At 66.7% G+C, this 25,931-nt stretch carries 19 protein-coding genes; 2 read left to right on the top strand and 17 right to left on the bottom strand.

From position 1 onward, the window contains the following. Positions 1-108: 108 nt before the first annotated feature. The 13 genes from fusA to FXO18_RS07955 all read right to left on the bottom strand — a co-directional run bounded on the left by fusA (position 109) and on the right by FXO18_RS07955 (position 14,772). Positions 109-2,226: an elongation factor G gene (gene fusA, locus FXO18_RS08015; RefSeq protein ID WP_149360544.1), complete on the bottom strand. Its 2,118-nt coding sequence runs from the start codon at positions 2,224-2,226 to the stop codon at positions 109-111. Positions 2,227-2,388: 162 nt separating this feature from the next. Further along, positions 2,389-2,859 carry a 30S ribosomal protein S7 gene (gene rpsG / locus FXO18_RS08010; protein ID WP_149360543.1) on the bottom strand — a complete coding sequence of 157 codons (471 nt, stop codon included), beginning with the start codon at positions 2,857-2,859 and terminating at the stop codon, positions 2,389-2,391. Continuing rightward, the gene (gene rpsL / locus FXO18_RS08005) at positions 2,859-3,233 is read right to left on the bottom strand and encodes a 30S ribosomal protein S12 (RefSeq protein WP_149360542.1); all 375 of its coding nucleotides are present in this window, start codon (positions 3,231-3,233) and stop codon (positions 2,859-2,861) included. Before rpsL ends, rpsG begins: the two co-directional genes overlap by 1 nt. A 346-nt stretch (positions 3,234-3,579) precedes the next feature. Beyond that, positions 3,580-4,164 (bottom strand): DUF3558 domain-containing protein, encoded by a 585-nt coding sequence (locus FXO18_RS08000; protein ID WP_149360541.1) that lies wholly within the window; start codon positions 4,162-4,164, stop codon positions 3,580-3,582. Beyond that, complete coding sequence (locus FXO18_RS07995; RefSeq protein ID WP_149360540.1) at positions 4,151-4,711, bottom strand: DUF3558 domain-containing protein; 561 nt, start codon at positions 4,709-4,711, stop codon at positions 4,151-4,153. The genes FXO18_RS08000 and FXO18_RS07995 overlap by 14 nt, the downstream gene beginning before the upstream one ends. Before the next feature lie 11 nt (positions 4,712-4,722). Next, positions 4,723-5,364 (bottom strand): TetR/AcrR family transcriptional regulator, encoded by a 642-nt coding sequence (locus FXO18_RS07990; protein ID WP_235900532.1) that lies wholly within the window; start codon positions 5,362-5,364, stop codon positions 4,723-4,725. Further along, entirely contained in the window at positions 5,361-6,170 is an 810-nt protein-coding gene (locus FXO18_RS07985; RefSeq protein ID WP_149360539.1) for an enoyl-CoA hydratase family protein, read from the bottom strand. The genes FXO18_RS07990 and FXO18_RS07985 overlap by 4 nt, the downstream gene beginning before the upstream one ends. Positions 6,171-6,245: 75 nt before the next feature. Continuing rightward, entirely contained in the window at positions 6,246-7,403 is a 1,158-nt protein-coding gene (locus FXO18_RS07980) for an acyl-CoA dehydrogenase family protein (RefSeq protein ID WP_149360538.1), read from the bottom strand. Between the two features lie 4 nt (positions 7,404-7,407). Then, positions 7,408-9,390, bottom strand: coding sequence for an acetyl/propionyl/methylcrotonyl-CoA carboxylase subunit alpha (locus tag FXO18_RS07975; RefSeq protein WP_149360802.1), 1,983 nt, complete (start codon positions 9,388-9,390; stop codon positions 7,408-7,410). A gap of 34 nt (positions 9,391-9,424) precedes the next feature. Continuing rightward, positions 9,425-11,023: an acyl-CoA carboxylase subunit beta gene (locus FXO18_RS07970; protein ID WP_149360537.1), complete on the bottom strand. Its 1,599-nt coding sequence runs from the start codon at positions 11,021-11,023 to the stop codon at positions 9,425-9,427. Further along, positions 11,020-12,189, bottom strand: coding sequence for an acyl-CoA dehydrogenase family protein (locus FXO18_RS07965; RefSeq protein ID WP_149360536.1), 1,170 nt, complete (start codon positions 12,187-12,189; stop codon positions 11,020-11,022). The genes FXO18_RS07970 and FXO18_RS07965 overlap by 4 nt, the downstream gene beginning before the upstream one ends. Positions 12,190-12,215: 26 nt before the next feature. Then, complete coding sequence (locus tag FXO18_RS07960) at positions 12,216-13,922, bottom strand: acyclic terpene utilization AtuA family protein (protein WP_235900531.1); 1,707 nt, start codon at positions 13,920-13,922, stop codon at positions 12,216-12,218. Positions 13,923-13,971: 49 nt separating this feature from the next. Continuing rightward, positions 13,972-14,772 (bottom strand): TIGR03084 family metal-binding protein, encoded by an 801-nt coding sequence (locus tag FXO18_RS07955; RefSeq protein ID WP_149360535.1) that lies wholly within the window; start codon positions 14,770-14,772, stop codon positions 13,972-13,974. 238 nt (positions 14,773-15,010) lie between these two features. Between FXO18_RS07955 and FXO18_RS07950 the strand changes: the two genes are divergently transcribed. Together FXO18_RS07950 and FXO18_RS07945 are read left to right on the top strand one after the other, a co-directional pair. After that, positions 15,011-15,508: a SixA phosphatase family protein gene (locus tag FXO18_RS07950; protein WP_149360534.1), complete on the top strand. Its 498-nt coding sequence runs from the start codon at positions 15,011-15,013 to the stop codon at positions 15,506-15,508. A 23-nt stretch (positions 15,509-15,531) separates the two neighbouring features. Beyond that, a complete protein-coding gene (locus FXO18_RS07945; RefSeq protein WP_149360533.1) occupies positions 15,532-16,278 on the top strand; it encodes an acyl-[acyl-carrier-protein] thioesterase in 747 nt (248 codons plus the stop codon). A 111-nt stretch (positions 16,279-16,389) separates the two neighbouring features. Here the strand turns inward: FXO18_RS07945 and FXO18_RS07940 are convergent, their stop codons facing one another. The 4 genes from FXO18_RS07940 to FXO18_RS07925 form a co-directional block, all read right to left on the bottom strand. After that, positions 16,390-20,343: a DNA-directed RNA polymerase subunit beta' gene (locus FXO18_RS07940; protein ID WP_149360532.1), complete on the bottom strand. Its 3,954-nt coding sequence runs from the start codon at positions 20,341-20,343 to the stop codon at positions 16,390-16,392. A 166-nt stretch (positions 20,344-20,509) separates the two neighbouring features. Then, on the bottom strand, positions 20,510-23,983 hold the full coding sequence (gene rpoB, locus FXO18_RS07935) for a DNA-directed RNA polymerase subunit beta (protein ID WP_149360531.1): 3,474 nt from the start codon (positions 23,981-23,983) through the stop codon (positions 20,510-20,512). Positions 23,984-24,371: 388 nt separating this feature from the next. Further along, positions 24,372-25,109 (bottom strand): hypothetical protein, encoded by a 738-nt coding sequence (locus FXO18_RS07930; protein WP_149360530.1) that lies wholly within the window; start codon positions 25,107-25,109, stop codon positions 24,372-24,374. Positions 25,110-25,191: 82 nt separating this feature from the next. Then, positions 25,192-25,887 carry a hypothetical protein gene (locus tag FXO18_RS07925; protein ID WP_149360529.1) on the bottom strand — a complete coding sequence of 232 codons (696 nt, stop codon included), beginning with the start codon at positions 25,885-25,887 and terminating at the stop codon, positions 25,192-25,194. Positions 25,888-25,931 lie beyond the last annotated feature (44 nt).

Here is a 25,931-nt window from a genome sequence, read left to right as displayed (position 1 = left end):
GCGATTTGCAGCAGTGCGGTTGATCTAACGAGGTGGTCTGCCGACTCCCAGAGAAGCTGCTCCTAGGAAGCTACCCGGAGATACTACCTATGGTCGGCGGTGAGTGAGCTACTCGCCGGTGGCTTTCGCGATGATTTCCTTCGCCACGTTCGCGGGAACCTCGGCGTAGGAATGGAAAACCATCGAGTAGTTCGCCCGGCCTTGCGTCTTCGACCGAAGGTCGCCGACATAGCCGAACATCTCCGACAGTGGAACGCTTGCCTTGACGACACGCGCGCCGCTGCGCTCCTCCATGGCCTGGATCTGGCCACGTCGGGAGTTCAGGTCACCGATGACATCACCCATGTAGTCCTCGGGAGTGATGACCTCGACCGCCATGAGCGGCTCGAGAATCACCGGCTGCGCCTTGCGGACAGCCTCCTTGAGGGCCTGGGAACCGGCGACCTTGAAGGCCATTTCCGAGGAGTCGACCTCATGGTACGCACCGTCGAGGAGCGTGACCTTGATGTCGGTCAGCGGATAGCCAGCCAGCACGCCGTACTGCATGGCGTCCTGGGCACCAGCATCTACCGAAGGAATGTACTCCCTCGGCACACGCCCACCGGTGACAGCGCTCACGAACGCGTAATGCTCGCCCTCTTCGCCGTGGAACGGCTCGAGCTTGATGATGACGCGCGCGAACTGCCCGGATCCACCGGTCTGCTTCTTGTGGGTGTACTCGTGCTTCTCGACAGTACCGCGAATGGTCTCGCGGTACGCGACCTGGGGCTTGCCCACGTTCGCCTCGACCTTGAACTCTCGCTTCATGCGATCGACAAGGATGTCGAGGTGAAGCTCGCCCATGCCGCCGATGACGGTCTGGCCGGTCTCGTCGTCGAGGTGGACCTTGAAGGTCGGGTCTTCCTCGGCGAGCTTCTGGATCGCGGTGCTGAGCTTCTCCTGGTCGGACTTCGTCTTCGGCTCGATGGCCACCTCGATCACAGGATCGGGGAAGGACATCGACTCGAGGATGATCGGCGAGCTCGCATCGCACAGGGTGTCACCAGTGGTGGTGTCCTTCAGGCCGATGAACGCGTAGATGTGGCCGACCGATGCGCTGGGAACAGGGTTCTCCTTGTTCGCGTGCATCTGGAACAGCTTGCCGACGCGCTCCTTCTTGCCCTTCGTGGAGTTCAGCACCGGGGCACCGGAATCGAGCTTGCCCGAGTAGACGCGCACGTAGGTGAGCTTGCCGAAGAACGGGTGCGAAGCAACCTTGAAGGCGAGGCCCGCGAAGGGCTCGTCCGAGTTGGGCTTGCGCTCGAGGACAGTCTCCTCGTCGCCGGGCGGGTGGCCCTCGATCGACGGGACGTCGAGCGGCGACGGGAGGAAGTCGATCACGGCGTCGAGCATGGGCTGGACGCCCTTGTTCTTGAACGCCGAGCCGCACAGGACCGGGTACGCCTCGCCGTTGATGGTGAGCTTGCGAATCGCGCCCTTGATCTCGTCAACGGTCAGCTCCTCGCCACCGAAGAACTTCTCGAGCAGCGCCTCGTCGGACTCTGCAACGGCCTCGATGAGCTCCTGGCGGTACTCCTCGGCCTTCTCCGCGAGATCCTCGGGGATATCGATGACCTCGAAGACCTGGCCCTTGGTGTCGTTGCCGTCGGCATCCTTGTCGTGCCAGATGATGGCACGCTGCTCGACGAGATCGACAACGCCCGTGAAGTCGTTCTCCGCACCGATCGGGAGCTGGAGGACCAATGGCTTGGCACCCAGGCGGTCCTTGATGGTCTGCACGGTGAAGTAGAAATCAGCACCGAGCTTGTCCATCTTGTTGACGAAGCAGATACGCGGCACGTCGTACTTGTCGGCCTGGCGCCACACCTGCTCGGACTGCGGCTCGACGCCCTCCTTGCCATCGAAGACAGCCACGGCACCGTCGAGCACGCGCAGGGAGCGCTCGACCTCTACCGTGAAGTCAACGTGGCCGGGGGTATCGATGATGTTGATCTGGTTGTCGTTCCAGTAGCAGGTGGTGGCTGCCGAGGTAATGGTGATACCCCGCTCCTGCTCCTGCGCCATCCAGTCCATCGTCGACGCACCCTCGTGCGTCTCACCGATCTTGTAGTTAATGCCGGTGTAGAACAGAATCCGCTCGGTGGTGGTGGTCTTACCGGCGTCGATGTGCGCCATGATGCCGATGTTGCGGACCCGGTTCAGGTCGGTCAGCACGTCAAGTGCCACTGGAATCTTCCCCGCTCGTCTCGTGTCGTCTTGTGCGGAATCCTCGTCGGGCGGCCTAATGCCACCGACTAGAAGCTCATCACCCTGTCCTGGCTACTCTAGCCAGCCAGGACAGGACCGTTGCGGGCACCTCGCGCAAAGCATGCGGGTGCCCGCGGCCAATCACCAACGGTAGTGTGCGAAAGCCTTGTTGGCGTCGGCCATCTTGTGCGTATCCTCGCGACGCTTGACGGCAGCTCCCAGGCCATTGCTGGCATCCAGGATCTCGTTCGCCAGTCGCTCGACCATCGTCTTCTCGCGGCGAGCGCGGGAGAACGTGACCAGCCAGCGCATAGCGAGCGTGGTGGCACGGGCCGGGCGAACATCAACCGGGACCTGATAGGTGGCGCCACCGACACGGCGGCTGCGCACCTCGAGGGCGGGGCGGACGTTGTCGAGCGCGCGCTTGAGGGTGATCACCGGATCGGTGCCAGTGCGCTCCCGGGCAAGCTCCAGCGCCTGGTAGACAATGCTCTCCGCGATGGACTTCTTTCCATCGAGGAGGACCTTGTTCACCAACTGGGTGACCAGAGGGGAACCGTAGACCGGATCCGCGACCAGGGGACGCTTCGGGGCTGGGCCCTTGCGAGGCATTAGCTCTTCTCCTTCTTGGCGCCGTAGCGGCTGCGCGCTTGCTTGCGGTTCTTCACGCCCTGAGTGTCGAGCGAACCACGAATGATCTTGTAACGGACACCCGGAAGGTCCTTCACACGACCGCCACGCACGAGCACCATCGAGTGCTCCTGAAGGTTGTGCCCCTCACCGGGGATGTAGGCCGTGACCTCGATCTGGCTGGTCAGGCGAACACGAGCCACCTTTCGCAGCGCTGAGTTCGGCTTCTTTGGGGTGGTGGTGTACACACGCGTGCACACACCTCGACGCTGGGGGCTTCCCTTCAGGGCCGCGGTCTTGGTCTTGGCGACCTTGTCGCGGCGCCCCTTACGGACCAGCTGCTGAATGGTGGGCATAGACCGGCTTTCCTCTGGTGCTTCTAACTCTCATGGTCAAGAGCGGGAACGTTGTAATTCTTTCCGGGCGAACCAGGCCGCAAGGCCCGGTCCCGCTACCCCGAGGTCGGGAGTGTCACACCCCTGAACTGCGAGGACATCGCATATTGGCAGTCGCGCCACCGCCTGCTTCGATCACGCAGGAGCTCGGTATGGCTTGCTCGCCAGGCTCAAGGATTGTGCTACACCCGGATGCATCGGGCACGACCGGCAACAATACATCCAACATGCTGTCGAGGTCAAAACCTCACTAGCACTGGTCAAACGCCGCGTGGACGCCGGGACCGCGCTGCTGCCACGCGCAGGCCTAGAAGTGGGTGCGCACGGTCAGCTCGGCTAGCTCCATCGCGGCCGCGCAGCCATCGCCTCCCGAGCGTGATTGCGGATGCACCCACCAGATGAGGGTACCGCCCTCCCCTGCCCTGGTGGCCACGCCGCACGCGGCTGGATCATCAGGCATGCGCATGAGGAAACCTCCTTGCCCAGCGACGGTGGTGTTCTCGATGTCGTACCCGAGTCGCTCGGTGGCGCGGCGTTCGTGCCACAGCGAGCTGTTCTCGAACCATGCCAGCGTCACGCTCGTGGGCACGGCCCCGCCAATGATGGTGAAGCGGCAGATCGCGCCGTAGAAGGTGTTGTCGAGGGCCTGTGCGTCGAATACTTCGACGATCTGCTCCGGGGGCACCACGAGGCACTCGTCGAGCAGGTTGCGGAACTCCTCGGTGGAGGTGCCGCCGGGCGCTGCGGATCGGTCCTCCGCCGGACTGGTGGCTGGATCGGCTCCTGGCTCGTCCTGGCCGCATCCCGCCAGGCCCGCGAGCAGCACCGCCGCAGCGGCCGACGCGACGGGCCCGGCGCAACGGGATCGCAGGCGTCGATCATGGCTCCGCACGGTTCACCGTCGCTTCCGCGAGCGCGAGCACGCGCCGGCACATCTCGTCATCGGAGAGCTCCTCGGCGAACACCACGGACCAGACGAAGAAGTCAGAGTTGGACTGGATGGAGACCTCGCAGATGAAGCGCCCCCAGCCCGCGAACCCGGTGAGCTCCCCCGACGGCCCCGCGACGGAGACATCACGGACCCCGCGGCCGGAGAGCTCCACGACGGCCCGCTCGCGACCGATCGGGCTGCCCCGGTACCAGGAGAACGAGGCATGCGGGCCGAACAGGCTGGACTCCCAGCGGCAGCCCACTGAATTGCGCTCCTGCAGGCGCACGCCACGAATGCCCGTGAGCGCCATGAGCTCGTCGGTGGACACCCCGCCGCACTCCCCGAAGAACAAGCCTGCCTCGCGCAGGACGGTGCTCTCCTGATCATTGCCGGAACCAGCCTCCCCGTCCTCCGGCTCGCCCGACGAGCAGCCCGCCAGCAGCATCGCGAGCGCGGCCACACCGACGGCGAGCTTGCCGCGCGCCCCTGGCGATGACCTAGCGTCCACGCCTTCGCATGCTACTCGCGCGGCGAGCGCGTGTCCGCAGGAGCGCGATCGGCCCGGGCGGGCGCGAGGGACTCGGAGAGGTGCACCGCCCACGCCTTGACGATCTCGGAGCGGCGCCGCGAATCGTCGGTGAGCACATCGGCGAGCCCGAGGCCCCGCGCCATGTCGAGGGTGGCCTGCACCAGGCGATGGGTGGTCGGGTCGGTGTCATCGGCCTCGAGCAGCTCGATGGCGACGGCGTGCACGGTGCGCCCGAACTTCAGCTCGAGCGGCACGATCCGCTCCCGCAGGACCGGGTCGGCAGCGGCGGCCGTCCATACCTGCAGCGCGGCCTTGAACACCACTCCGGTGAAGTAGTCCACGAGCCGCACCACGATCGACTCGACCCGGCCCTCGCCGCGCGGCAGTCCCTCCGCGGCGACCCGGACCTCGTGCATGCGCCGGTCGAACATGTGCTCGAGCGCCGAGGTGATCAGGTCCTCGCGGGTCGGGAAGTGATGCTGGATCGCCCCGCGCGACACTCCGGCCCGCTGCGCGACCACGCCCACCGTGGTGCCTGCCCAGCCGCGCTCGGCGAGGCATTCGATGGTCGCTTCGAGCAGTCGCTGGTGCGTCGCGCGGCTGCGCTCCTGCTGGGGCTCGCGGATGGTCACTCGGTAGACCGTACCGTGGGCTCGGCCCAGCGCGGTGGTCGGCGCTGGAGGAAGGCGATCATGCCCTCGCGCGCTTCCTCGGACGCGAACAAGCGCGCGGACATCGCGGCGAGCGCGTCGCCCCGCTCCTCGAAGCCTGCGAGCACGGTGTCGGTGGTGAGCGACTTGGTCTCGGCCAGGCCCTGCGGCGAGGCCTTGAGCAGCTCTGCGCACAGCTCCCGTGCCGCTGCCGCGGGATCCTGGGCGGCGATGGTGACGAGCCCGATCTGCTCGGCGACCTCGGGCCCGAACTTCTCGCCGGTGAGGAAGTAGCGGGATGCTGCCCGCGCGGTGAGCTTCGGCAGCAGGGTCAGCGAGATGATCGATGGCGCGAGACCGAGCTTGGCCTCAGTGAGCGCGAACGTGCACGCGGGGCCCGCCACGACGAAGTCACAGGCGCCGACGAGCCCCATGCCGCCGGCGCGGACATGACCGTCGATCTGCCCGAGGATGGGCTTGGGGTGGGCGACGATGGAGCGCAGGAGGTCGCGCATCTGGCTGGTGCGCAGCTTCGCTACTTCCTGCGGGTCGAGCGGCTGCCCGTCGGTGGAGGCTGCCTCCGAGAGGTCCGCTCCGGCGCAGAATGTCCCGCCGGTATGGGTGAGGACGATCGCGCGCACGGCGTCATCGGCGGCCGCGGCGTCGAGGTGGTCCTGGAGCTGCTGGACGAGCTTCGTGGATAGGGCATTGCGGTTGTGCGGCGAGTCGAGCGTGAGGGTCGCCACGCCGCCGTCGATCGAGTAGGTGACGAGCTGGGTGTCGCTCATGCGTGTTCTCCTTCGGGGGTGAAGCAAGGGGGCGGCCAGCACGTGATGCGCCGCCCGCCCCCTTGATCTTTGTGCCTAGTAGGACTTGGGCAGGCCGAGGTTGGCCTGGGCGATGAAGTTGAGGATCATCTCGCGGCTGACCGGCGCGATGCGCATCAGGCGAGAGGCAGCGAGGAGATCCACGAGCCCATACTCGACGGCGAGGCCGTTGCCACCGTGGGTGTGCACCGCCTGGTCGACGGTCTTCACGCCTGCTTCGCCCGCGGCGTACTTGGCCATGTTCGCTGCCGTGGCGGCGCCCCAGTCGTCGCCACTGTCGTACAGGACCGCGGCCTTCTGCATCGCGAGCTTGGCCAGCTCGATCTCGACGAAGCACTGCGCGAGGGGGTGCGCGATCGCCTGGTGCGCGCCGATGGGGGTCTTGAAGACCTGGCGCTCCTTGGCGTATGCCGTTGCCTTGTCGAGGGCGTAGCGGGCGGTGCCGATGGCCATGGCCGAGGCCATGATCCGCTCGGGGTTCAGTCCGGCGAACAGCTGCATCAGCGCCGCGTCCTCGGAGCCGACGAGCGCGTCAGCGGGCAGCCGCACATCATCGATGAACAGCGTGAACTGCTTCTCGGGGCTGCGCATGCCCATCTCGATGGCCTGGTACTCGAAGTTGGGCGCATCGGTGGGGACGATGAACAGCGCCGGCTTGAGCTTGCCGGTCTTCGAGTCCGCCATGCGCGAGACGATCAGCACGGCCTGCGCCTGGTCGACGCCCGAGATGTAGGTCTTGCGGCCGTTGAGGATCCACTCGTCGCCATCACGGCGGGCAGTGGTGATGATGTTGTGCGAGTTCGATCCGGCGTCGGGCTCGGTGATGCCGAACGCCATGGTGATCGATCCGTCGGCGATCCCGGGCAGCCACGTCTGCTTCTGCTCGTCGGTGCCGTACCGGCTGATGATGGTTCCGCAGATCGCCGGGGAGACGACCATCATGAGCAGGCCAGCACCGGCCGCGGAGAGCTCCTCGAGGACGAGGGACAGCTCGTACATGCCAGCCCCGCCGCCGCCGTACTCCTCGGGCAGGTTCACGCCGAGGAAGCCCAGCTTGCCCGCTTCCTCCCACAGCTCGGTGGTCTTCTCGCCGTTCTTCGCCTTCTCCAGCAGGTACTTCCAGCCGTACTTGTGGCCGAGCTCGGAGACGGCCTTGCGGAGCTCTTTCTGCTCCTCGGTCTCGATGAACGACATTGTTCTACTCGCTTTCGGGGGTTTCGTCGCTGACGACGGCCAGGATGGTGCCGACGTCGACTTGCTGGCCTGCTTGGACATTGAGCTCGGTGACCACGCCATCGACCGGGGCAGCGATGGTGTGCTCCATCTTCATGGCCTCGAGCCAGAGGATCGGCTGGCCCGCGGTGACGGTGTCACCGACCGACGCCGCGACCCGGATGACCGAGCCCGGCATGGGCGCGAGCAGCGAGCCTGCCGCAACCGCCGCGGACGGGTCGATGAACCGTGGCTTGGCGGTGAAGGTGGCATGCCCGAGCGGGGAATCGACGCACCGCATCGTCCCGTAGCGAGCGATGGTGAACCGGCGGCGCACCCCAGCGACGTCGATGACCACGACGTCCGGGGAGGTGCTGACGACGGCGATGCCCTCATGGCCGGGCACGAGGACTCCGTTGCGGGAGAACCGGTACTCGACCTCGTGGGTCTCCTCGCCGTGCTCGTAGTCGCGGCGCTGCGGCTGGGACGGCATGTTCCGCCAGCCCGACGGGATGCGCGGCTGGACCTTTGCCCCGGCGCGAGCGAGCTCGGCATCGGCGAGTCCAGCGGCGATCGCCGAGAGCGTCACGGCCTCCGTGGAGGCGATGGGCGTGGAGAGGGTGTCGAGCCCGTGCTTGTCGAAGAATGCCGTGTCGGTGTCACCGGCGAGGAAGGCCGGGTGCCGCAGGATGTTGACCAGCAGGTCGCGGTTGGTGACGAGGCCATGCAGGCGCATCCCGGCCAGGCCCGCTGCCAGGACCTGCGCGGCCTGGTAGCGCGTGGGAGCGAAGGAGATGACCTTGGCCAGCATCGGGTCGTAGAACACGCTGACCACCGAGCCGTCCACCACGCCGGAATCGAGCCGCACACCGGTCTCGGTGAGCACCTCGAAGGCATTGCGGGTGCCGGGGACATCGATGTGGTGGACAGTGCCGGACTGCGGCTGCCACTCCTGCGCGGGATCCTCGGCGTAGAGGCGCACCTCGATGGAGTGCCCGCGCATCGCCGGCTGCTCGGCGGGCAGGGGCGCGCCGGCGGCGACGTCGAGCTGCATCTGCACGAGGTCGAGCCCGGTGGTGTTCTCGGTGACGGGATGCTCGACCTGCAGGCGGGTGTTCATCTCCAGGAAGAAGAAGTGGCCTGATTCGTCCGCGAGGAACTCGACGGTCCCGGCTCCGACGTAGTCGATGGCCTTCGCGGCGAGCTGGGCGGCCTCGAAGAGCCGGTCACGCATGCCATCGATCTTCTCGACGAGCGGCGAGGGGGCCTCCTCGACGACCTTCTGGTGGCGGCGCTGGATGGAGCATTCGCGCTCCCCCACTGACCACACCTCGCCGTGCTGGTCGGCCATGACCTGCACCTCGATGTGGCGACCGGTCTCGAGGTAGCGCTCGCAGAACACGGTGGGATCGCCGAAGGCGGATCCGGCCTCGCGCTGGGCGGCCTCGATCTGGTCGTTGAGGTCCGAGAGCTTGCGCACGATGCGCATGCCGCGCCCGCCGCCGCCCGCGGATGCCTTGATGAGCACGGGCAGCTCGGCCTCGGTGACGGTGGCGGGATCGAGCTTCTTGAGCACGGGCACGCCGGCGTCGTCCATCATGCGCTTGGACTCGACCTTGGAGCCCATGAGCTCGATGGCCTTTACGGGCGGGCCGATCCAGATGAGCCCGGCGTCGATGACGGCGCGCGCGAAGTCGGCGTTCTCGGAGAGGAAGCCGTAGCCGGGGTGGATGGCGTCCGCTCCGGCTGCGTGAGCGGCCTCGATGATCTTGTCGGCGCGCAGGTAGGTCTCGCCGGGGGTGTTGCCGGGCAGGTGCACGGCGGCGTCAGCCTCGAGAACGTGCGGTGCCTGGGCGTCGGCGTCGGAGAAGACCGCTACGGTGCCGATTCCGGCGCGGCGGCAGGTGGCGAAGACGCGGCGGGCGATCTCCCCGCGGTTGGCCACGAGGACATTGGTGATGGCTTGCATGCTTGTTCCTGTCTGAGCGTTCATGTCGGTCCACTCACATCCGGAAGACGCCGAAGTTGTCCGTGCCCTCGACCGCTTCGGTGTGGATCGCGGAGAGGCAGAGGCCCAGGATGGTGCGGGTATCGCGCGGGTCGATCACGCCGTCGTCGAAGAGCCGGCCGGAGAGGAACATCGGCAGCGACTCCGCCTCGATCTGCGCCTCGACCATGGCACGCATGTTCTTGTCGAACTCCTCGTCGAACGGCTTGCCCTTGGCCTCGGCACCCGCCCGCATGACCAGCGAGATGACGCCCGCGAGCTGCTGGGCGCCCATCACGGCGGACTTGGCGCTCGGCCAGGCGAACAGGAAGCGGGGGTCGTAGGCGCGGCCGCACATGCCGTAGTGGCCAGCGCCGTAGGAGGCTCCCATGAGCAGCGAGATGTGCGGGACCTTCGAGTTGGAGACGGCATTGATCATCATCGAGCCGTGCTTGATGATGCCGTTCTGCTCGTACTCCTTGCCGACCATGTAGCCGGTGGTGTTGTGGAGGAACAGCAGCGGGGTGTTGGCCCGGTTGGCGAGCTGGATGAACTGCGTCGCCTTCTGCGATTCCTCGCTGAACAGGATGCCGCGGGCGTTGGCGAGGATGCCGACGGGGTAGCCGTGCAGCTGCGCCCAGCCGGTGACCAGCGACGTGCCGTAGAGGGGCTTGAACTCGTCGAACTCGGAGCCGTCGACGACGCGGGCGATGACCTCGCGCGGGTCGAAGGGGATCTTCAGGTCGCTCGGCACCACGCCGAGCAGGTCCTCGGAGTCAAAGAGCGGGTCGGCGTAGTCGGCGCGCGGCTCCGGGCCCTTCTTGTGCCAGTTGAGGCGGGAGACGATGTCGCGGCCGATGCGGATGGCGTCGGGCTCGTCGATGGCGTAGTAGTCGGCGAGGCCGGAGACGCGGGCGTGCATGTCGGCGCCGCCGAGGGACTCGTCGTCGGATTCCTCGCCGGTGGCCATCTTCACCAGGGGCGGGCCGCCGAGGAAGACCTTCGACTGCTCCTTGATCATCACCACGTGGTCGGACATGCCGGGGATGTAGGCGCCACCGGCGGTGGAGTTGCCGAACACCAGCGAGATGGTGGGGATGCCCGCCGCCGAGGCGCGGGTGAGATCCCGGAACATCTTGCCGCCGGGGATGAATACTTCCTTCTGCGTGGGCAGGTCGGCTCCGCCGGACTCGACGAGGGAGATGACGGGAAGTCGGTTCTGGAAAGCGACCTCGTTGGCGCGGAACGACTTCTTGAGCGTCCACGGGTTGGAGGTGCCGCCCTTGACGGTGGGGTCGTTGGCGACGATGAGGCACTCGACGCCGCTGACGACACCGATGCCAATGACGAGGCTCGCACCGACATGGAAGTCACTGCCCCAGGCCGCGAGCGGGCACAGCTCGAGGAACGCGGAATCCGGGTCGATGAGCAGCTCGATGCGCTCGCGGGCGGTGAGCTTGCCACGCTTGCGGTGGCGCGCCATCTTGTCCTCGCCGCCGCCGGAGAGGGCCTTGTCGTACTCGGCCTCGACCTCCTGGAGCTTGGCCAGCATTGCCTCGCGGGCGCCAGCGAACTCCTCGGAGGAGGTGTCGAGGGTGGATTTCAGTGTGGTCATGCCTTGAACCCCAATCGCTTCGCGGCCAGGCCGGTAAGGATCTCGTTGGTGCCGCCCCCGATGCCGAGGAGGCGCATGTCTCGGTATTGCCGTTCTACTTCGCTCTCCCGCATGTAGCCCATGCCGCCGAAGAGCTGCACCGCCTGGTTGGCGACCCATTCGCCGGTCTCCACCGCGGTGTTCTTCGCGAAGCACATCTCAGCGATCAGGTCGCCGTCGCCGAAGGTGAAGCGCTCGATGAGCTGGCGGCTGTAGACGCGGGCCACGTCGATCTTGCGGGCCATCTCGGAGAGGGTGGCCTGCACGGTCTGGCGGCTGATGAGCGGGCGGCCGAAGGTCTCGCGGTCGCGGCACCATTGCACCGACAGGTCGAGGCAGCGCTGGGCGCTGGCGTAGCCCTGGACGGCAAGTGCGGCCCGCTCGGTGACGAAGCCCTGGGCGAGCTGCTGGAATCCGCTGTGCTCCTCGCCGATGAGGTTGGCGGCGGGCACGCGCACCTCGTCGTAGTGCAGCTCAGCGGTGTCGGAGCACAGCCAGCCCATCTTGTCGAGCTTGCGCGCCACGGTGAATCCCGGGGTGCCCTTCTCGACGACGATCAGCGACAGCTGGCCCTTCTCCCCGGTGCGGCAGACGGTGACGACGAAGTCGGCGCGCACCGCGGAGGTGATGAAGGTCTTGGAGCCGTTGATGACGAACTCGTCGCCCTCCCGGCGGGCGGTGGTGCGCATGCTCGCGACATCGGAGCCGCCACCGGGCTCGGTGATGGCCAGCGATCCGATGAGGTCACCGTCGAGGGTCGGGCGGACCCACTTGGCGATGTGGTCGGGATCGCCAGCGGTGGCCATGTGTGGCAGGGCGATGCCGTGGGTGAACAGGGAGGCGAGCAGGCCACCGGGAGCACCGGCGTAGCAGATCTCCTCGGCGACGATCATGGCGTCGATGAGGTTGCCCCCGCCGCCGCCGACCTCCTCGGGGAAGCCAGCACCGAGCAGGCCGATGTCACCGGCCTTCTTGTGGAGCTCGCGCGGCAGCTCGCCATCGCGCTCCCACTGCTCCTGGTACGGGAGGATGTGCTGCTCGGCGAAGCGGCGCACCGTCTTGCGGAGCTCGAGTCGTTCGGGGCTCTCCCACAGTGCGCGGGGCGGCCATGTTCCTGCAGAGGTCATGCTGGGGTTCCCTTCCGGGGGTGTGGTCATGCGGGGAGGAGGGAGACGGGGATGTCCATGTGGCGGGAGCGGAGCCATTCGCCGAGGCCCTTGGCCTGCGGGTCGAAGCGCGCCTGCGAGGCGACGCCCTGGCCGAGGATGCCTTCGATGACGAAGTTCACGGCCCGGAGCCTGGGCAGCACGTAGCGCTTGACCTCGAGGTCCTTGGCCTCGGGCAGGAGCCGCTTGAGCTCTTCGACGGTGAGTGCGTGGGCGAGCCAGGCCCAGGCCTCGTCGCTGCGGGCCCAGACGCCGATGTTGGCGCTGCCACCCTTGTCGCCACTGCGCGCGCCCGCGACGAGGCCGAGCGGCACGGAGCGGGTCTGGCCGGGCTCGATGGGCTCGGGCAGGGCGGGCCCATCCGCGTCAGCGAGGGCCTTCGCCTGCTCCGGCGCGGGGATGTCGACACGGGTGCCGTCGGGCAGGACCGCGATGTGCGGAACCTTGTCCTGCGGGACGTAGCCGGGGGTGAACAGTCCGTACGGCTGGGCGCTGGCGGGCGGGGAGGTGAAGGTGAAGCCGGCGTAGCTGGCGAGCGCGAGCTCTACGGCGACGCTGGTGAATGGCCGACCCACGACCTTCGGGTCTGGATCCTTGACGATGCAGCGCAGCAGCGAGGTGGCTTGCTCCTCGGTCTCGGCATCGTCCTTCGCGGTTCCGGAGTACTCCCAGCGAAGCTCGGTGGGGCGCTTGGTCAGCCAGGACTCGAGCTGGGACTTGGCGAGCTCGACCTTCTTCTCGCGGTCGAGGCCGGTGACGATGAACTCCATCTGGTTGCGGAAGCCACCGAGGGTGTTCAGCGAGACCTTGAGGTCCGGCGGCGGGGCCTCGCCGGTGACACCGCTGACGCGGACCCGATCGGGACCCTCCTGCGAGAGCTCGATGCTGTCCATGCGGGTGGTCACGTCGGGACCGGCGTAGCGAGGGCCGGAGATCTCGTAGAGCAGTTGCGCGGTGACGGTGCCAACACTGACCTCTCCCCCGGTGCCCTCGTGCTTGGTGATGACGCTGCTGCCATCGGCATGGATCTCGGCGATGGGGAAGCCGGGGCGGCCGAGGTCAGGGATCTCGGTGAAGAAGGAGTAGTTGCCGCCGGTGGCCTGGGTCCCGCACTCGATGATGTGCCCAGCGGCTACGGCACCGGCGAGCTGGTCGTAGTCGGTGCGGCCCCAGCCGAACTCGGCGATGGCGGGGGCGACGATGACGGAGGCGTCGGTGACGCGGCCGGTGACGACGATGTCCGCGCCGGCGTTGAGGCATTCGGCGATGCCGAAGGCGCCGAGGTAGGCGTTGGCGGTCAAGGGGGTACCGAGACCGAGCTCCTCGGCCCGCTCGCGCAGGTCATCGCCCTCGACGTGGGCGATGCGCGCGGTGAGGCCCTGAGCCTTGGCGAACTCCTGGATCTTGTCGACGAGACCGGCTGGATTGAGCCCGCCAGCGTTGGTGACGATCTTGACGCCCTGCTCGAGCGCGAGCCCGAGGGTGTCCTCCACCTGGCGGAGGAAAGTCTTGGCGTAGCCGAGGCTGGGATCCTTCATGCGGTCGCGGCCAAGGATGAGCATGGTGAGCTCAGCGAGGTAATCGCCGGTGAGGTAATCGAGGTCGCCGCCCTCGAGCATCTCGCGCATGGCGGAGATGCGGTCGCCGTAGAAGCCGGAGCAGTTTCCGACCCGGATCATGGTGGGTTGTGGCATGAGGTGTCCTTGTTGCTTCAGGTGTGCGACGGGAATCGGAGGTGGTCTGCTAGCCGTTGGCGGGCGGTCGCCCCTTGCCGGGAGGCCCCGCGAATGCCTGGGCGATGCCGAGCCACTGGCGCGCGTCCTCGCCCTCGGCGCTCAGGCCGAGGTCGGCGAGGTTGCGGCGGCGGGTGACGAGGTAGCAGAAGTCGAGCGCCGGACCAGTGACCCGCTGCGCGGCGTCCTCGGGTCCCCACGTCCAGGTTGTGCCGTCGGGCGCTGCCAGCTCGATGCGGAAGGGCTCGGCGGGCGGGGCGATCTGGTTGACGGCGTAGGCGAAGTCGCGGGCGCGGACGCCGATGTGGGCGACGTGCTTGATGCGCGCGGTGGGCTCCGGTGCCGCGCCGATGGTGTCGGCGATGTCGAGGCCATGTGCCCAGGTCTCCATGATGCGCGCGCTGGCCATGGACACCGGGCTCATCGGTGGGCCGAACCAGGGAAGCTTGGTGCCTGGCTCGACCGCGCGCAAGGCATCAGAGAGCTTGCTCCGGCCCGCGCGCCAGGTCTCGAGCAGCTCGGCGGGCGGGATCCGCGCCCATTCCTCAGCGGCCTCGTCGACGAAGCCAGTAGGGTTGCTCCATGCCTCGGTGACGAGTTGCTGGAAGGCCTCGGGATCGGTGGCGGCCTTGATCGAGGCAGCATCGGTCCAGGCGAGGTGCCCGATCTGATGGGCGATGGTCCAGCCCTCGGCAGGCGTGGCCTTCGACCACTGCTCGGGAGGAAGGCTCGCGACAAGGGACTCGAGGGCGTCGCCCTCGGCGTCGAGGTCGTCAACGACCTGGGATACAAGACGGTTGGGATCGGACATGGGCTCGCTTCCGGATCTGCCGAGTTATGTGAGACAAGAGTGACACCTCGCGGATAAAGAAGCAAGCATGCATGATTCTTTTTTTGTTGTGTGTTGCCTGAGAATTCACAATATGGGTGGAGGCCACGGCCCGCCCTCCCCGCACGCTAGCCAGCACCCCAACGGTTTGAGCACGATCCGGACACGTCCGCGCCGCTCCCCCGCGCCCCAGCCATGAGCAGCACTACGGTTGCCCACCATGGACACCGGACGCACCTTGATCTTCCTGCGCCACGGCAAATCCGCCTACCCGCCGGCAACAAGCGACCACGACCGCCCCCTCGCCGACCGCGGCGAGCGCGAGGCCACCCTCGCCGGTGACTGGCTGCGTGAGCACGCTCCCCGCATCGACCTCGTGCTGTGCTCGACCGCGCGCCGCACCCGCGACACCCTCGCCGCCACCGATGTCGATGCGCCCGTCACCTTCGTTCCCGAGCTCTACGGCGCCGACGATCGATCCATCATCGAGGAGATCGGGCTCGTCGAGCCCGCCATCCGCACCCTCCTCGTCATCGGGCACTGGCCCGGCATCCCCGACACCACCCTCTCCCTCGCCAGCAACGACACTGGCGAGGCAGCCGAGCGCATCCGCGCCAAGTACCCCACATCCGCCCTCGCGGTGCTCACCACCGAGCGTGACTGGGACAACCTCGCGCCCGGTTCCTGTACCCTCGTCACTTTCCACGTCCCGCGCTGAAGCCGCACGACCCCGAGGAATCCATGTTCGACGCACGCCTCGCCCCGCTCCCCGACAGCCCCCACGTCTTCCGCACGTCCTGGCCTGTCCGCGCCGGCGACGTCGACCGCCACCGGACGCTCCGCCGCGACGGCATAGCGCGCTACCTCCAGGACGCCGGCTTCGATCATCTCGACCACGTCGAGGCACGCGGCGAGCACCCCCTCTGGGTCGTCCGACGCACCGTCATCGACATCATCGAGCCCATCATGTTCCCCGACACCGTCACCGTCGAGCGCTGGTGCTCGGGAATCTCGAGTCGCTGGTGCGCCATGCGTGTGCGACTCTCCACCCCCGCCGGAGGCCTCATCGAGACCGAGGGATTCTGGATCAACATCAGCCCCACCAGCGGGATGCCCACCCGCATCACCGATTGCTTCGAGCAGTTGCTCGGCGCCACCGCGGAGACCCAGCGCTTGCGATGGCGCTCCTGGATAACCGAGACACCCCTCGAGGACGACACCCGCGCCAGCTTCCCCATCCGCGCCGTCGACATCGATCTCCTCGACCACGTCAACAACAGCGTCTACCTCCAGGCCATCGAGGAGATCCTCCACCGCCGCCCCGAGCTCAAGGCTGTGCCCACCCGCACCGCCATCGAGTACCTCGCGCCCATTCCCCCCGACGCCGAGGTGCAGCTCGCGATCCGGCAGGACGAGAAGGCCTTCACCAGCTGGTTCACCGTCGATGGCAAGACCTGCGCCCAGGCCAGGGTCGCGCCACTCGACTAGAGGTTCCCCCGCGCGGCGGCGGACGAAGCCGACTGCCCTCCCCTACCCCACAACGCAGCGATGCCCGCTCCCGGATGATCCGGGAGCGGGCATCGCTGTTATGCCTAGCTACTAGCGCATGTCCTGGAATCCGCCGAAGTCATCGAGCGGAACCGCGACACCAGAGCTCGTCCCGAACGCGTCGGGGCTGAAGTAGGTGTCCTCGTACGAGGTGACAGCGAATGCCGCCTCGCGCGCCTCCTCGGTCGGCTGCACCTGGATGTCCCGGTACTGCGCAATGCCAGTTCCGGCCGGGATCAGCTTGCCGATGATCACGTTCTCCTTCAGGCCGATGAGCTTGTCGCTGCGACGGTTGATCGCCGCATCGGTGAGCACCCGGGTGGTCTCCTGGAAGGAAGCCGCGGACAGCCACGAATCGGTGGCCAGCGATGCCTTGGTGATACCCATGAGCACCGCGCGGCCCGAAGCGGGCTCGCCGCCCTCGGACACCACGCGACGGTTCTCCGACTCGAACTCGGCACGCTCGACGAGCGAGCCGGGCAGGAACTCGGTGGAGCCCGAATCGATGATGGTGACGCGGCGCAGCATCTGCCGGATGATCACCTCGATGTGCTTGTCGTGGATCGACACGCCCTGCGACCGGTACACCTCCTGGACCTCGTTGACGAGGTGGATCTGCACCTTACGAGGCCCGAGGACGCGAAGCACCTCGTGCGGATCGGCGGAACCCTCGAGCAGTTCCTGGCCGAGCTCGACGCGATCACCGTTGGTGAGGATGCGCTCCACACCATCGGCGTGCTTGAACCGGGCGAGGCCCTGCCGCTTAGGCAGCTTGTCGATGTGCACCTCGTCGCTGCCATCATCAGGAGTGACGATGATCTTGAAGAAGCGGTCATCGTCCTCGATGCGCACGGTACCGGCGGACTCCGCGATCGGGGTCCGGCTCTTCGGCACGCGAGCCTCGAACAGCTCCTGCACGCGCGGCAGGCCGCCAGTGATGTCGTCACCGACGCCACCCTGGTGGAAGGTACGCATCGTCAGCTGCGTGCCGGGCTCACCGATCGACTGGGCCGCGACGATACCGACGGCCTCACCGATGTCCACGAGCTGGCCGGTGGCCATCGAGCGTCCGTAGCACATGGCGCACACGCCAGTGGCGGTGGTGCAGGTCAGGACCGAGCGGACCTTCACCTTGGTGATGCCCGACTCGATGAGCTTCTCGATCGCCGGATCGCCGAGATCGTGCCCACGCTCGACGACGACGTTGCCGTCCGCGTCGAGCGCATCCGCCGCGAGGGTACGGGCGTAGGCGCTGGTCTCGACATGCTCGACCTGGATCAGGCTGCCGTCCTGCGTGGGCTCCGCGATCGGGATCTCCAGGCCGCGCGAGGTGCCGCAGTCGACCTCGCGAACGATGACGTCCTGCGAGACATCCACGAGACGACGGGTCAGGTAGCCCGAGTCCGCCGTGCGCAGCGCGGTATCGGCCAGGCCCTTGCGGGCGCCGTGGGTGTTGATGAAGTACTCGAGCACGGTCAGGCCCTCGCGGAACGAGGACTTGATGGGCTGCGAGATGAACTCACCCTTCGGGTTGGTCACCAGGCCCTTCATGCCGGCGAGCGACCGGATCTGCGTCATGTTGCCCGCGGCTCCGGACTTCACGATCATCGGGATCGGGTTGTCGTCCGGGTAGTGCGCCTCGAGCGCCTTGCCGACCTCATCGGTGGCCTGCTTCCAGATCTCGACGAGACCATCGTGGCGCTCGTCGGACGACAGCTTGCCCCGCTGGTACATCTTCTCGAGGTTCGCTGCCTTCTGGTCGTACACCGCGAGGATCTGCTGCTTGTCCGGCGGCACGAGCACGTCGGACATCGCAACCGTCACGCCCGAGCGGGTGGCCCAGTAGAAGCCAGCGTCCTTGAGCTTGTCCACCGTCTGCGCGACAACGATCATCGGGTAGCGCTCGGCGAGATCGTTGATGATCACGGCCTGGCGCTTCTTCGGCATCACGTCGTTGACGAAGTAGTAGTCGCGTGGCAGCAGATCGTTGAACAGGACCCGGCCGAGGGTGGTGGTGGCGATCCATGCGTCGCCGTGCTTCCAGCCCTCGGGGAACAGCTCGCGCTCGTCGTCCTTGGTGGGGCGACGATGGTTGAGCCGGATCTTGACCATCGACTGCAGGCCAAGCTCGCCACGATCGAATGCCATGATCGCCTCGGACGGTGACGCGTAGACGCCCCGCTCCGGCACATCCTTCGCGGATGGCGTGTACTGGCCCTTGCCGTCCTCGACGAGGCGGGTCAGGTGGTACAGGCCGGTCACCATGTCGAGTCGCGGCATGGCCAGCGGTCGGCCCGATGCGGGCGAGAGGATGTTGTTCGACGACAGCATCAGAACGCGCGCCTCGGCCTGCGCCTCCGAGGACAGGGGCAGGTGCACGGCCATCTGGTCACCGTCGAAGTCAGCGTTGAACGCCTCGCACACGAGCGGGTGCAGCTGGATGGCCTTGCCCTCGACGAGGATCGGCTCGAACGCCTGGATACCCAACCGGTGCAGGGTAGGAGCACGGTTGAGCATCACGGGATGCTCGGAGATGACCTCTTCGAGGACTTCCCACACCTGGGTGCGCTGGCGCTCCACAGCCCGCTTGGCAGCCTTGATGTTCTGCGCGTGGTTGAGATCCACGAGCCGCTTCATCACGAATGGCTTGAACAGCTCGAGCGCCATCAGCTTGGGCAGGCCGCACTGGTGCAGCTTGAGCTGCGGGCCGACGACGATGACCGAGCGGCCCGAGTAGTCGACGCGCTTGCCGAGCAGGTTCTGGCGGAACCGGCCCTGCTTGCCCTTCAGGAGGTCCGACAGGGACTTCAACGGACGGTTGCCCGGTCCGGTGACCGGACGGCCACGGCGACCATTGTCGAACAGCGCGTCCACGGATTCCTGCAGCATGCGCTTCTCGTTGGCGACGATGATCTCGGGAGCACCAAGATCGATGAGCCGCTTCAACCGGTTGTTGCGGTTGATGACGCGCCGGTACAGGTCGTTGAGGTCGGAGGTAGCGAACCGGCCACCATCGAGCTGAACCATCGGGCGCAGCTCCGGCGGGATCACCGGGACGGCGTCGAGAACCATGCCGCCGGGCGAGTTGCCCGTCGACTGGAACGCGGCCACGACCTTGAGCCGCTTGAGGGCACGGATCTTCTTCTGGCCCTTGCCGCTGCGAATGATCTCGCGCAGGATCTCGGCCTCGCCATTGACGTCGAAGGACAGGAGGAGCTTCTGGATGGCCTCGGCCCCCATGCCGCCCTCGAAGTACTGGCCGTAGCGGTCCTCGAGCTCCCGGTAGATCAGCTCGTCAACGATGAGCTGCTTGGGCGCCATCTTGGTGAAGACGGTCCAGATCTCCTCGAGGCGATCGATCTCGCGCTGCGCGCGGTCACGGATCTGGCGCATCTCGCGCTCCGCGCCATCCTTGACCTTCTTGCGGACATCAGCCTTGGCGCCCTCGGCCTCGAGCTCGGCGAGGTCGGTCTCGAGCTTCTGCGCACGCTCGGCGAGATCGGCGTCGCGCTGGTCGGCCACGCCCTTCTTCTCGACGTTCATCTGCGCCTCGAGCGTCGAGAGCTCGTTGTGACGCATCTCGTCCTCGACATGGGTGATGACGTACGCGGCGAAGTAGATGATCTTCTCGAGATCCTTCGGCGCGAGGTCGAGCAGGTAGCCGAGACGGCTTGGCACGCCCTTGAAGTACCAGATGTGAGTGACCGGCGCGGCCAGGGCAATGTGCCCCATGCGCTCGCGCCGCACCTTCGCGCGGGTTACCTCGACACCGCAGCGCTCACAGATGATGCCCTTGAAGCGGACGCGCTTGTACTTGCCGCAATAGCATTCCCAGTCCCGGGTGGGGCCGAAGATCTTCTCGCAGAAGAGTCCGTCCTTCTCGGGCTTGAGGGTGCGGTAGTTGATCGTCTCAGGCTTCTTGACCTCACCGTGCGACCAGGCCCTGATGTCGTCCGCGGTGGCCAGGCTGATGCGGAGTTCATCGAAGAAGTTGACGTCTAGCACGTAACTTCCTTTCCCCGTAAGGGTTATTGGCCTCGCAGGCTGGAAATGGTTCCCGGCCTGCGAGGCCGGACTGCAATACCTTGTTCAGCTAAGGCACCAAGACGCGTGTTGCGCGACGGGCGCCGGAGCGCCACCGCATCCGGGGATGCGGTGGCTTGCGCTCCCATCAGATCGCGCGGCTGTTCATCCCGAAGCTCGCGGCGGTGCGCTCGATATCGTCGTCGTCGGTGTCGTGCATCGAGATCGCGGCACCGTCGGAGGACAGCACCTCGACGTTGAGGCAGAGCGACTGGAGCTCCTTGAGCAGCACCTTGAACGACTCAGGGATGCCAGGCTCGGGGATGTTCTCGCCCTTGACGATCGCCTCGTACACCTTGACGCGGCCCACCACGTCATCCGACTTGATGGTGAGCAGCTCCTGCAGCGTGTAGGCAGCACCGTATGCCTGCATCGCCCAGCACTCCATCTCACCGAAGCGCTGGCCACCGAACTGGGCCTTGCCGCCGAGCGGCTGCTGGGTGATCATCGAGTACGGACCGGTCGAGCGCGCGTGGATCTTGTCGTCGACCATGTGGTGCAGCTTGAGGATGTACATGTAGCCGACCGCCACCGGATACGGGAACGGCTCGCCCGAGCGACCATCGAACAGGTTCGCCTTGCCGTTCGCCTCGACCATGTGATCGCCATCGCGGTTGGGCAGGGTGGAGCCGAGCAGGCCTGCGAGCTCGTCCTCCTTCGCGCCATCGAACACCGGGGTAGCGGTGCGCGTGTTGGGCGGTGCCTCGAGGACTTCCTGCGGCAGCTTCTCCGCCCATTCGGGCATGCCGTTGGCGACGTCGACCTTCCAGCCGGTCTTCGCGATCCAGCCGAGATGCGACTCGAGGACCTGTCCGATGTTCATCCGTCGTGGCACGCCGTGGGTGTTGAGGATGATGTCGACCGGAGTGCCGTCGGCGAGGAAGGGCATGTCCTCGGTGGGGAGGATCTTGCCGATGACGCCCTTGTTGCCGTGGCGGCCAGCGAGCTTGTCGCCATCCTGGATCTTGCGCTTCTGCGCCACGTACACGCGCACGAGCTCATTGACGCCAGGCGGGAGATCGTCGTTGTCCTCGCGGGAGAAGACCCGGACACCGATGACCTTGCCGGTCTCGCCGTGCGGCACGCGCAGCGAGGTGTCGCGAACTTCCTTGGCCTTCTCGCCGAAGATCGCACGGAGCAGTCGCTCCTCGGGAGTCAGCTCGGTCTCGCCCTTCGGGGTGACCTTGCCGACGAGCACGTCACCATCGCGGACCTCCGCGCCGATGCGCACGATGCCCCGGTCGTCGAGATCGGCAAGGACCTCGTCGGCGACGTTCGGGATGTCCCGGGTGATCTCCTCGGCACCGAGCTTGGTGTCGCGAGCATCGATCTCGTGCTCCTCGATCTGGATCGAGGTGAAGGTGTCCTCCTCCACGAGGCGCTGCGAGATGATGATCGCGTCCTCGTAGTTGTGGCCCTCCCACGGCATGACGGCCACGAGCAGGTTCTTGCCGAGCGCCATCTCGCCCTGATCGGTGCAGGGGCCATCGCCGATGACCTGTCCGATCTCGACGCGCTGGCCCTCATCGACGACCGGGCGCTGGTTGATGCACGTGCCCTGGTTCGAGCGACTGAACTTGCGCAGCTGGTAGGTGCGCCGGGTGCCGTCGTCGGCCATGATCGTGATGAAGTCGGCCGAGACCTCCTCGACCACGCCAGCCTTCTCGGTGAGGATCACATCGCCCGAGTCATACGCGGCGCGCAGTTCCATGCCAGTGCCCACCAGTGGTGCCTCGCTGCGCAGCAGCGGAACAGCCTGGCGCTGCATGTTCGCGCCCATCAGGGCACGGTTGGCATCGTCGTGCTCGAGGAACGGGATCATCGCCGTCGCCGCGGAGACCATCTGGCGCGGCGAGACATCCATGTACTGGACCTCGTCGGCCGCGACGAACTCCACCTCGGAGTCGCTCGTCGCCGGAGGACGCACGAGAACCTGCGCATCGACGAAGCGGCCCTGCGCATCGATCGGGGAGTTCGCCTGCGCGATGTTGAAGCGATCCTCCTCATCGGCAGTGAGGTAGCGGATCTCGTCGGTGACGATGCCACCCTCGACCTTGCGGTAGGGCGTCTCGATGAAGCCGAACGGGTTGACCCGCGCATAGACCGACAGCGAACCGATCAGGCCGATGTTCGGGCCTTCCGGGGTCTCGATCGGGCACATGCGGCCGTAGTGCGAGGGGTGAACGTCGCGGACCTCGAGCCCGGCGCGCTCGCGGGAAAGGCCACCCGGGCCCAGCGCTGACAAGCGTCGCTTGTGGGTCAGGCCCGACAACGGGTTGTTCTGGTCCATGAACTGCGACAGCTGCGAGGTTCCGAAGAACTCCTTGATCGCCGCCACCACGGGCCGGATGTTGATCAGCGTCTGCGGGGTGATCGCCTCGACGTCCTGGGTCGTCATGCGCTCGCGGACAACGCGCTCCATGCGGGACAGGCCGACCCGGATCTGGTTCTGGATCAGCTCGCCGACCGTGCGCAGGCGACGGTTGCCGAAGTGATCGATATCGTCGGTGCGGACCGTCACCTCGACGTCGTTCACGCTGTTCATCAGCGTTTCGCCGGAGTGCAGGCGAACGAGGTACTCGATGGTGGAGACGATGTCCTCGTCGGTGAGCGTCGTCGTGGCAGGATCAGTGGCCAGGCCGAGCTTCTTGTTGACCTTGTACCGGCCTACCCGCGCGAGGTCATAGCGCTTGTCCTTGAAGAACAGGCTATCGAGCAGGCTCTCGGCGCCCTCCTTGGTGGGGGGCTCGCCCGGACGCAGCTTCCGGTAGATATCGAGCAAGGCATCATCGGCGCCGGCGGTGTTGTCCTTCTCCAGCGTCGACATCATGATCTCGGAGAAGCCGAAGCGCTCGCGGATCTGCTCGGCGGTCCAGCCACGCGCCTTGAGGAGCACCGTGACGGGCTGGCGGCGCTTGCGGTCGATCCGCACGCCCACCGTGTCGCGCTTGTCGATATCGAACTCGAGCCAGGCACCCCGGCTCGGGATCACCTTGACGCTATAGAGGTCCTTCTCGGTGGACTTATCGCGGGTCTTGTCGAAGTAGACGCCCGGCGAGCGCACCAGCTGGGAGACCACGACACGCTCGGTGCCATTGATGACAAAGGTTCCCTTGTTGGTCATCATGGGGAAATCACCCATGAAGACCGTCTGGCTCTTGATCTCGCCGGTCTCGTTGTTGATGAACTCCGCGGTGACGAACAAGGGCGCCGCGTAGGTCATGTCCTTTTCCTTGCACTCCTCGACGGAGGCCTTGACCTCGTCGAAGCGCGGGTCGGAGAAGGACAACGACATCGAGGACGCGAAGTCCTCGATGGGGGAGATTTCCGAAAGCACGTATTCAAGACCGCTGGCGGTTGCGTCCTCGCCACGGGAAGCTGCGCGCTCGCGCCAGCTTTCCGCGCCGATCAACCATTCGAACGAATCCAACTGAAGGTCAAGCAACCCAGGGACTTCGAGGGGTTCGCGAATCTTCGCGAAGGAGACCCTATTCGGAGCTCCGGGAATGCCGGCCACTGAACTGGTCTGGCGGGAGACTGCCAAGATGCGTCCTTCCAGCACCTCACGCGCGCCGCCCGGCTCGCGGACGGCAAACGCTTTCGTCTGCTTTGCTGAGTGATTGAGTCCGCTGGAGGCAACCCGAACGAACCCCTCAACTCACGATCAGACGAGACGAAGCACGATCGAGGGACGAGTGGTGTACAGGAGGCAGCCAGCGCAACGTCCAACGATAGACGATCGGAACGGAGATGTCGAATCCCACGCAAAAATAGTCGACACTTGTCAAGTCGCGTCGACAGGCCGCATCCCGGAGCCTCAGGCACTGCCCGGGGCTCTCACAGCCAGGCAGGCCCGGCCGCGCTCCAAATGCGCAAACCAGGCACTGCCGACTGTCTAACGAGATCGTACCCAATCAGCGGCGATAACGCAGCCCCAAAGGATGTGAGCCCTACCGCTCGATGATCGCATCGACGAGCCACTCCCCGTCGACCTGGACCAGTTCCAGGCGCAAGGGCCCCGAGGCCTGGTCAACCGCGCCATCGGACCGCACGGTGCTCACCGACGTCAGCACGAGGACCTCGGCCTCGTCCTCGCCCAGGAACGCCACTCCCGCCCGCGGAACCGTCGTCTCCACCACTGCCCCCAGTTGCCGGGCGACATCCTCGGTGACACCGATGGTGGAATCGTAGTTCTCGCGCATCGATTCAGTCAGGTACCCGCGCGCGGCCTCGAAATCCTCATCGAGCGTCTCGTGGCTGTAGCTGAAGATCGTCTCCACGGCCTCCACTGCGCGCTGCCTGACCTGCTCGGTCGCGGCCTCGTCCACGAAAGCACGGTTCGCCGAGCCCCTATCCGCGGCAGGCCCAGCCCCATCCGCAGCAGGCCCGGCCGCAGCAGGCCCCCCAGCGAGCGCGGACATTCCCCGTGTTCCGACCAAGACGCCCGTAGCGATCGCCGCGACAAGCGCCAGCACCACGACCAGCACGATCAGCCACCGGGGCGCGCCTGGTCCTGCCGAAGCGGCTGCGCCACCGCCCGTTCCCACGGGCTCGCCACTACCCGGCCCGGCATCGTGCTCGCCGCCCGGTTGCGCATCAGCCGTGGACCGGGCGCGATTGTGGCCGGCGATCCTTGGGCGGCGACCACGTTCCGGCCGCTGCCCGCCAGCAGCATTGCGTCGCACCATGATGATTACTCTCCCTCGAAGAAGCTACGGCGGTCACGCGTGCTCGCGAGCATCGTGACAGGGTCAGTGATCGCGAGCGCCCTCACTCGCCCTCCCCCGGCGCGCCGTCCGACGGAGCGGTTCCTTCACCCTCCGGCGCGGGAACCTGCTCGCCCTCTGGCTGGGGCGCTCCCTCGCCAGGGGAACCCGGGTTGGCCTGCTCCTCCCCTGCGGCAGGACCACCCACGATCGGTGTGGAGAGAGCGACATAGTCGGAGGCCGAGACGAGCCACTTGCCGTCGACCTCGCTCAGCGTCATTCCCGCGATGACCCGCTGCACGACGTTCCCCGTGTCGGGGCGCTCCGCCGTCTGGTTGAGCACGGCGAACACTTCAGCCTGGCCTGCCTCCGGATCGAAGGACTCCAGCGCTATATCGGTCACCTCCACGCTGATCCGGCGCCCAGCGGTGTCACGGCCGAGCAAAGCCTCCTCGGCCTGGTCGATCTGCTCGTTGATCTCTTCACCGGTGATCACGGAGCGAATCTCCTCGAGAGTCCCGGTGGGATCATCGCCATCGAGGGAGTTCATCGTGACCACGGCGCCATAGGCTGCCGTCAGGGCACGGTCGCGTTCCGCCGCGACACCTCGGCCCTCGAGCACGCCCCACCACAACCAAGCGAGCCAGGCGATCGCTGCGACCAGCAGCACCGCCACCGCCCCGAGCGCGATCGTCGCGCCACTGCGGCGCTGTGGCGCGCCAGTCATTTCTCCGGCTTCTGTGCCTTGCTTCTCACTCACGCGTTCACCGTACCTTCGACAAGTGCTTGGCCCGAACAACCCAT

This window comes from Lolliginicoccus suaedae (assembly GCF_008312885.1).
Taxonomy (GTDB): Bacteria; Actinomycetota; Actinomycetes; order Mycobacteriales; family Mycobacteriaceae; genus Lolliginicoccus; species Lolliginicoccus suaedae.
The sequence above is the reverse complement of the archived record's forward strand: the minus strand, read 5'-3'. Positions and strand labels throughout refer to the sequence as shown.

What these genes read in the sequence shown, in the direction of transcription:
- FXO18_RS07945 (WP_149360533.1), top strand. Translation starts at nt 15,532, where the DNA reads ATGTTCGACGCACGCCTCGCCCCGCTCCCCGACAGCCCCCACGTCTTC.
- FXO18_RS07985 (WP_149360539.1), bottom strand. Translation starts at nt 6,170, where the DNA reads ATGAGCGACACCCAGCTCGTCACCTACTCGATCGACGGCGGCGTGGCG.
- rpsG (WP_149360543.1), bottom strand. Translation starts at nt 2,859, where the DNA reads ATGCCTCGCAAGGGCCCAGCCCCGAAGCGTCCCCTGGTCGCGGATCCG.
- FXO18_RS07930 (WP_149360530.1), bottom strand. Translation starts at nt 25,109, where the DNA reads ATGGTGCGACGCAATGCTGCTGGCGGGCAGCGGCCGGAACGTGGTCGC.
- FXO18_RS07965 (WP_149360536.1), bottom strand. Translation starts at nt 12,189, where the DNA reads ATGACCTCTGCAGGAACATGGCCGCCCCGCGCACTGTGGGAGAGCCCC.
- FXO18_RS07950 (WP_149360534.1), top strand. Translation starts at nt 15,011, where the DNA reads ATGGACACCGGACGCACCTTGATCTTCCTGCGCCACGGCAAATCCGCC.
- FXO18_RS07960 (WP_235900531.1), bottom strand. Translation starts at nt 13,922, where the DNA reads ATGCCACAACCCACCATGATCCGGGTCGGAAACTGCTCCGGCTTCTAC.
- rpsL (WP_149360542.1), bottom strand. Translation starts at nt 3,233, where the DNA reads ATGCCCACCATTCAGCAGCTGGTCCGTAAGGGGCGCCGCGACAAGGTC.
- FXO18_RS07955 (WP_149360535.1), bottom strand. Translation starts at nt 14,772, where the DNA reads ATGTCCGATCCCAACCGTCTTGTATCCCAGGTCGTTGACGACCTCGAC.
- FXO18_RS07970 (WP_149360537.1), bottom strand. Translation starts at nt 11,023, where the DNA reads ATGACCACACTGAAATCCACCCTCGACACCTCCTCCGAGGAGTTCGCT.
- FXO18_RS07980 (WP_149360538.1), bottom strand. Translation starts at nt 7,403, where the DNA reads ATGTCGTTCATCGAGACCGAGGAGCAGAAAGAGCTCCGCAAGGCCGTC.
- FXO18_RS07975 (WP_149360802.1), bottom strand. Translation starts at nt 9,390, where the DNA reads ATGCAAGCCATCACCAATGTCCTCGTGGCCAACCGCGGGGAGATCGCC.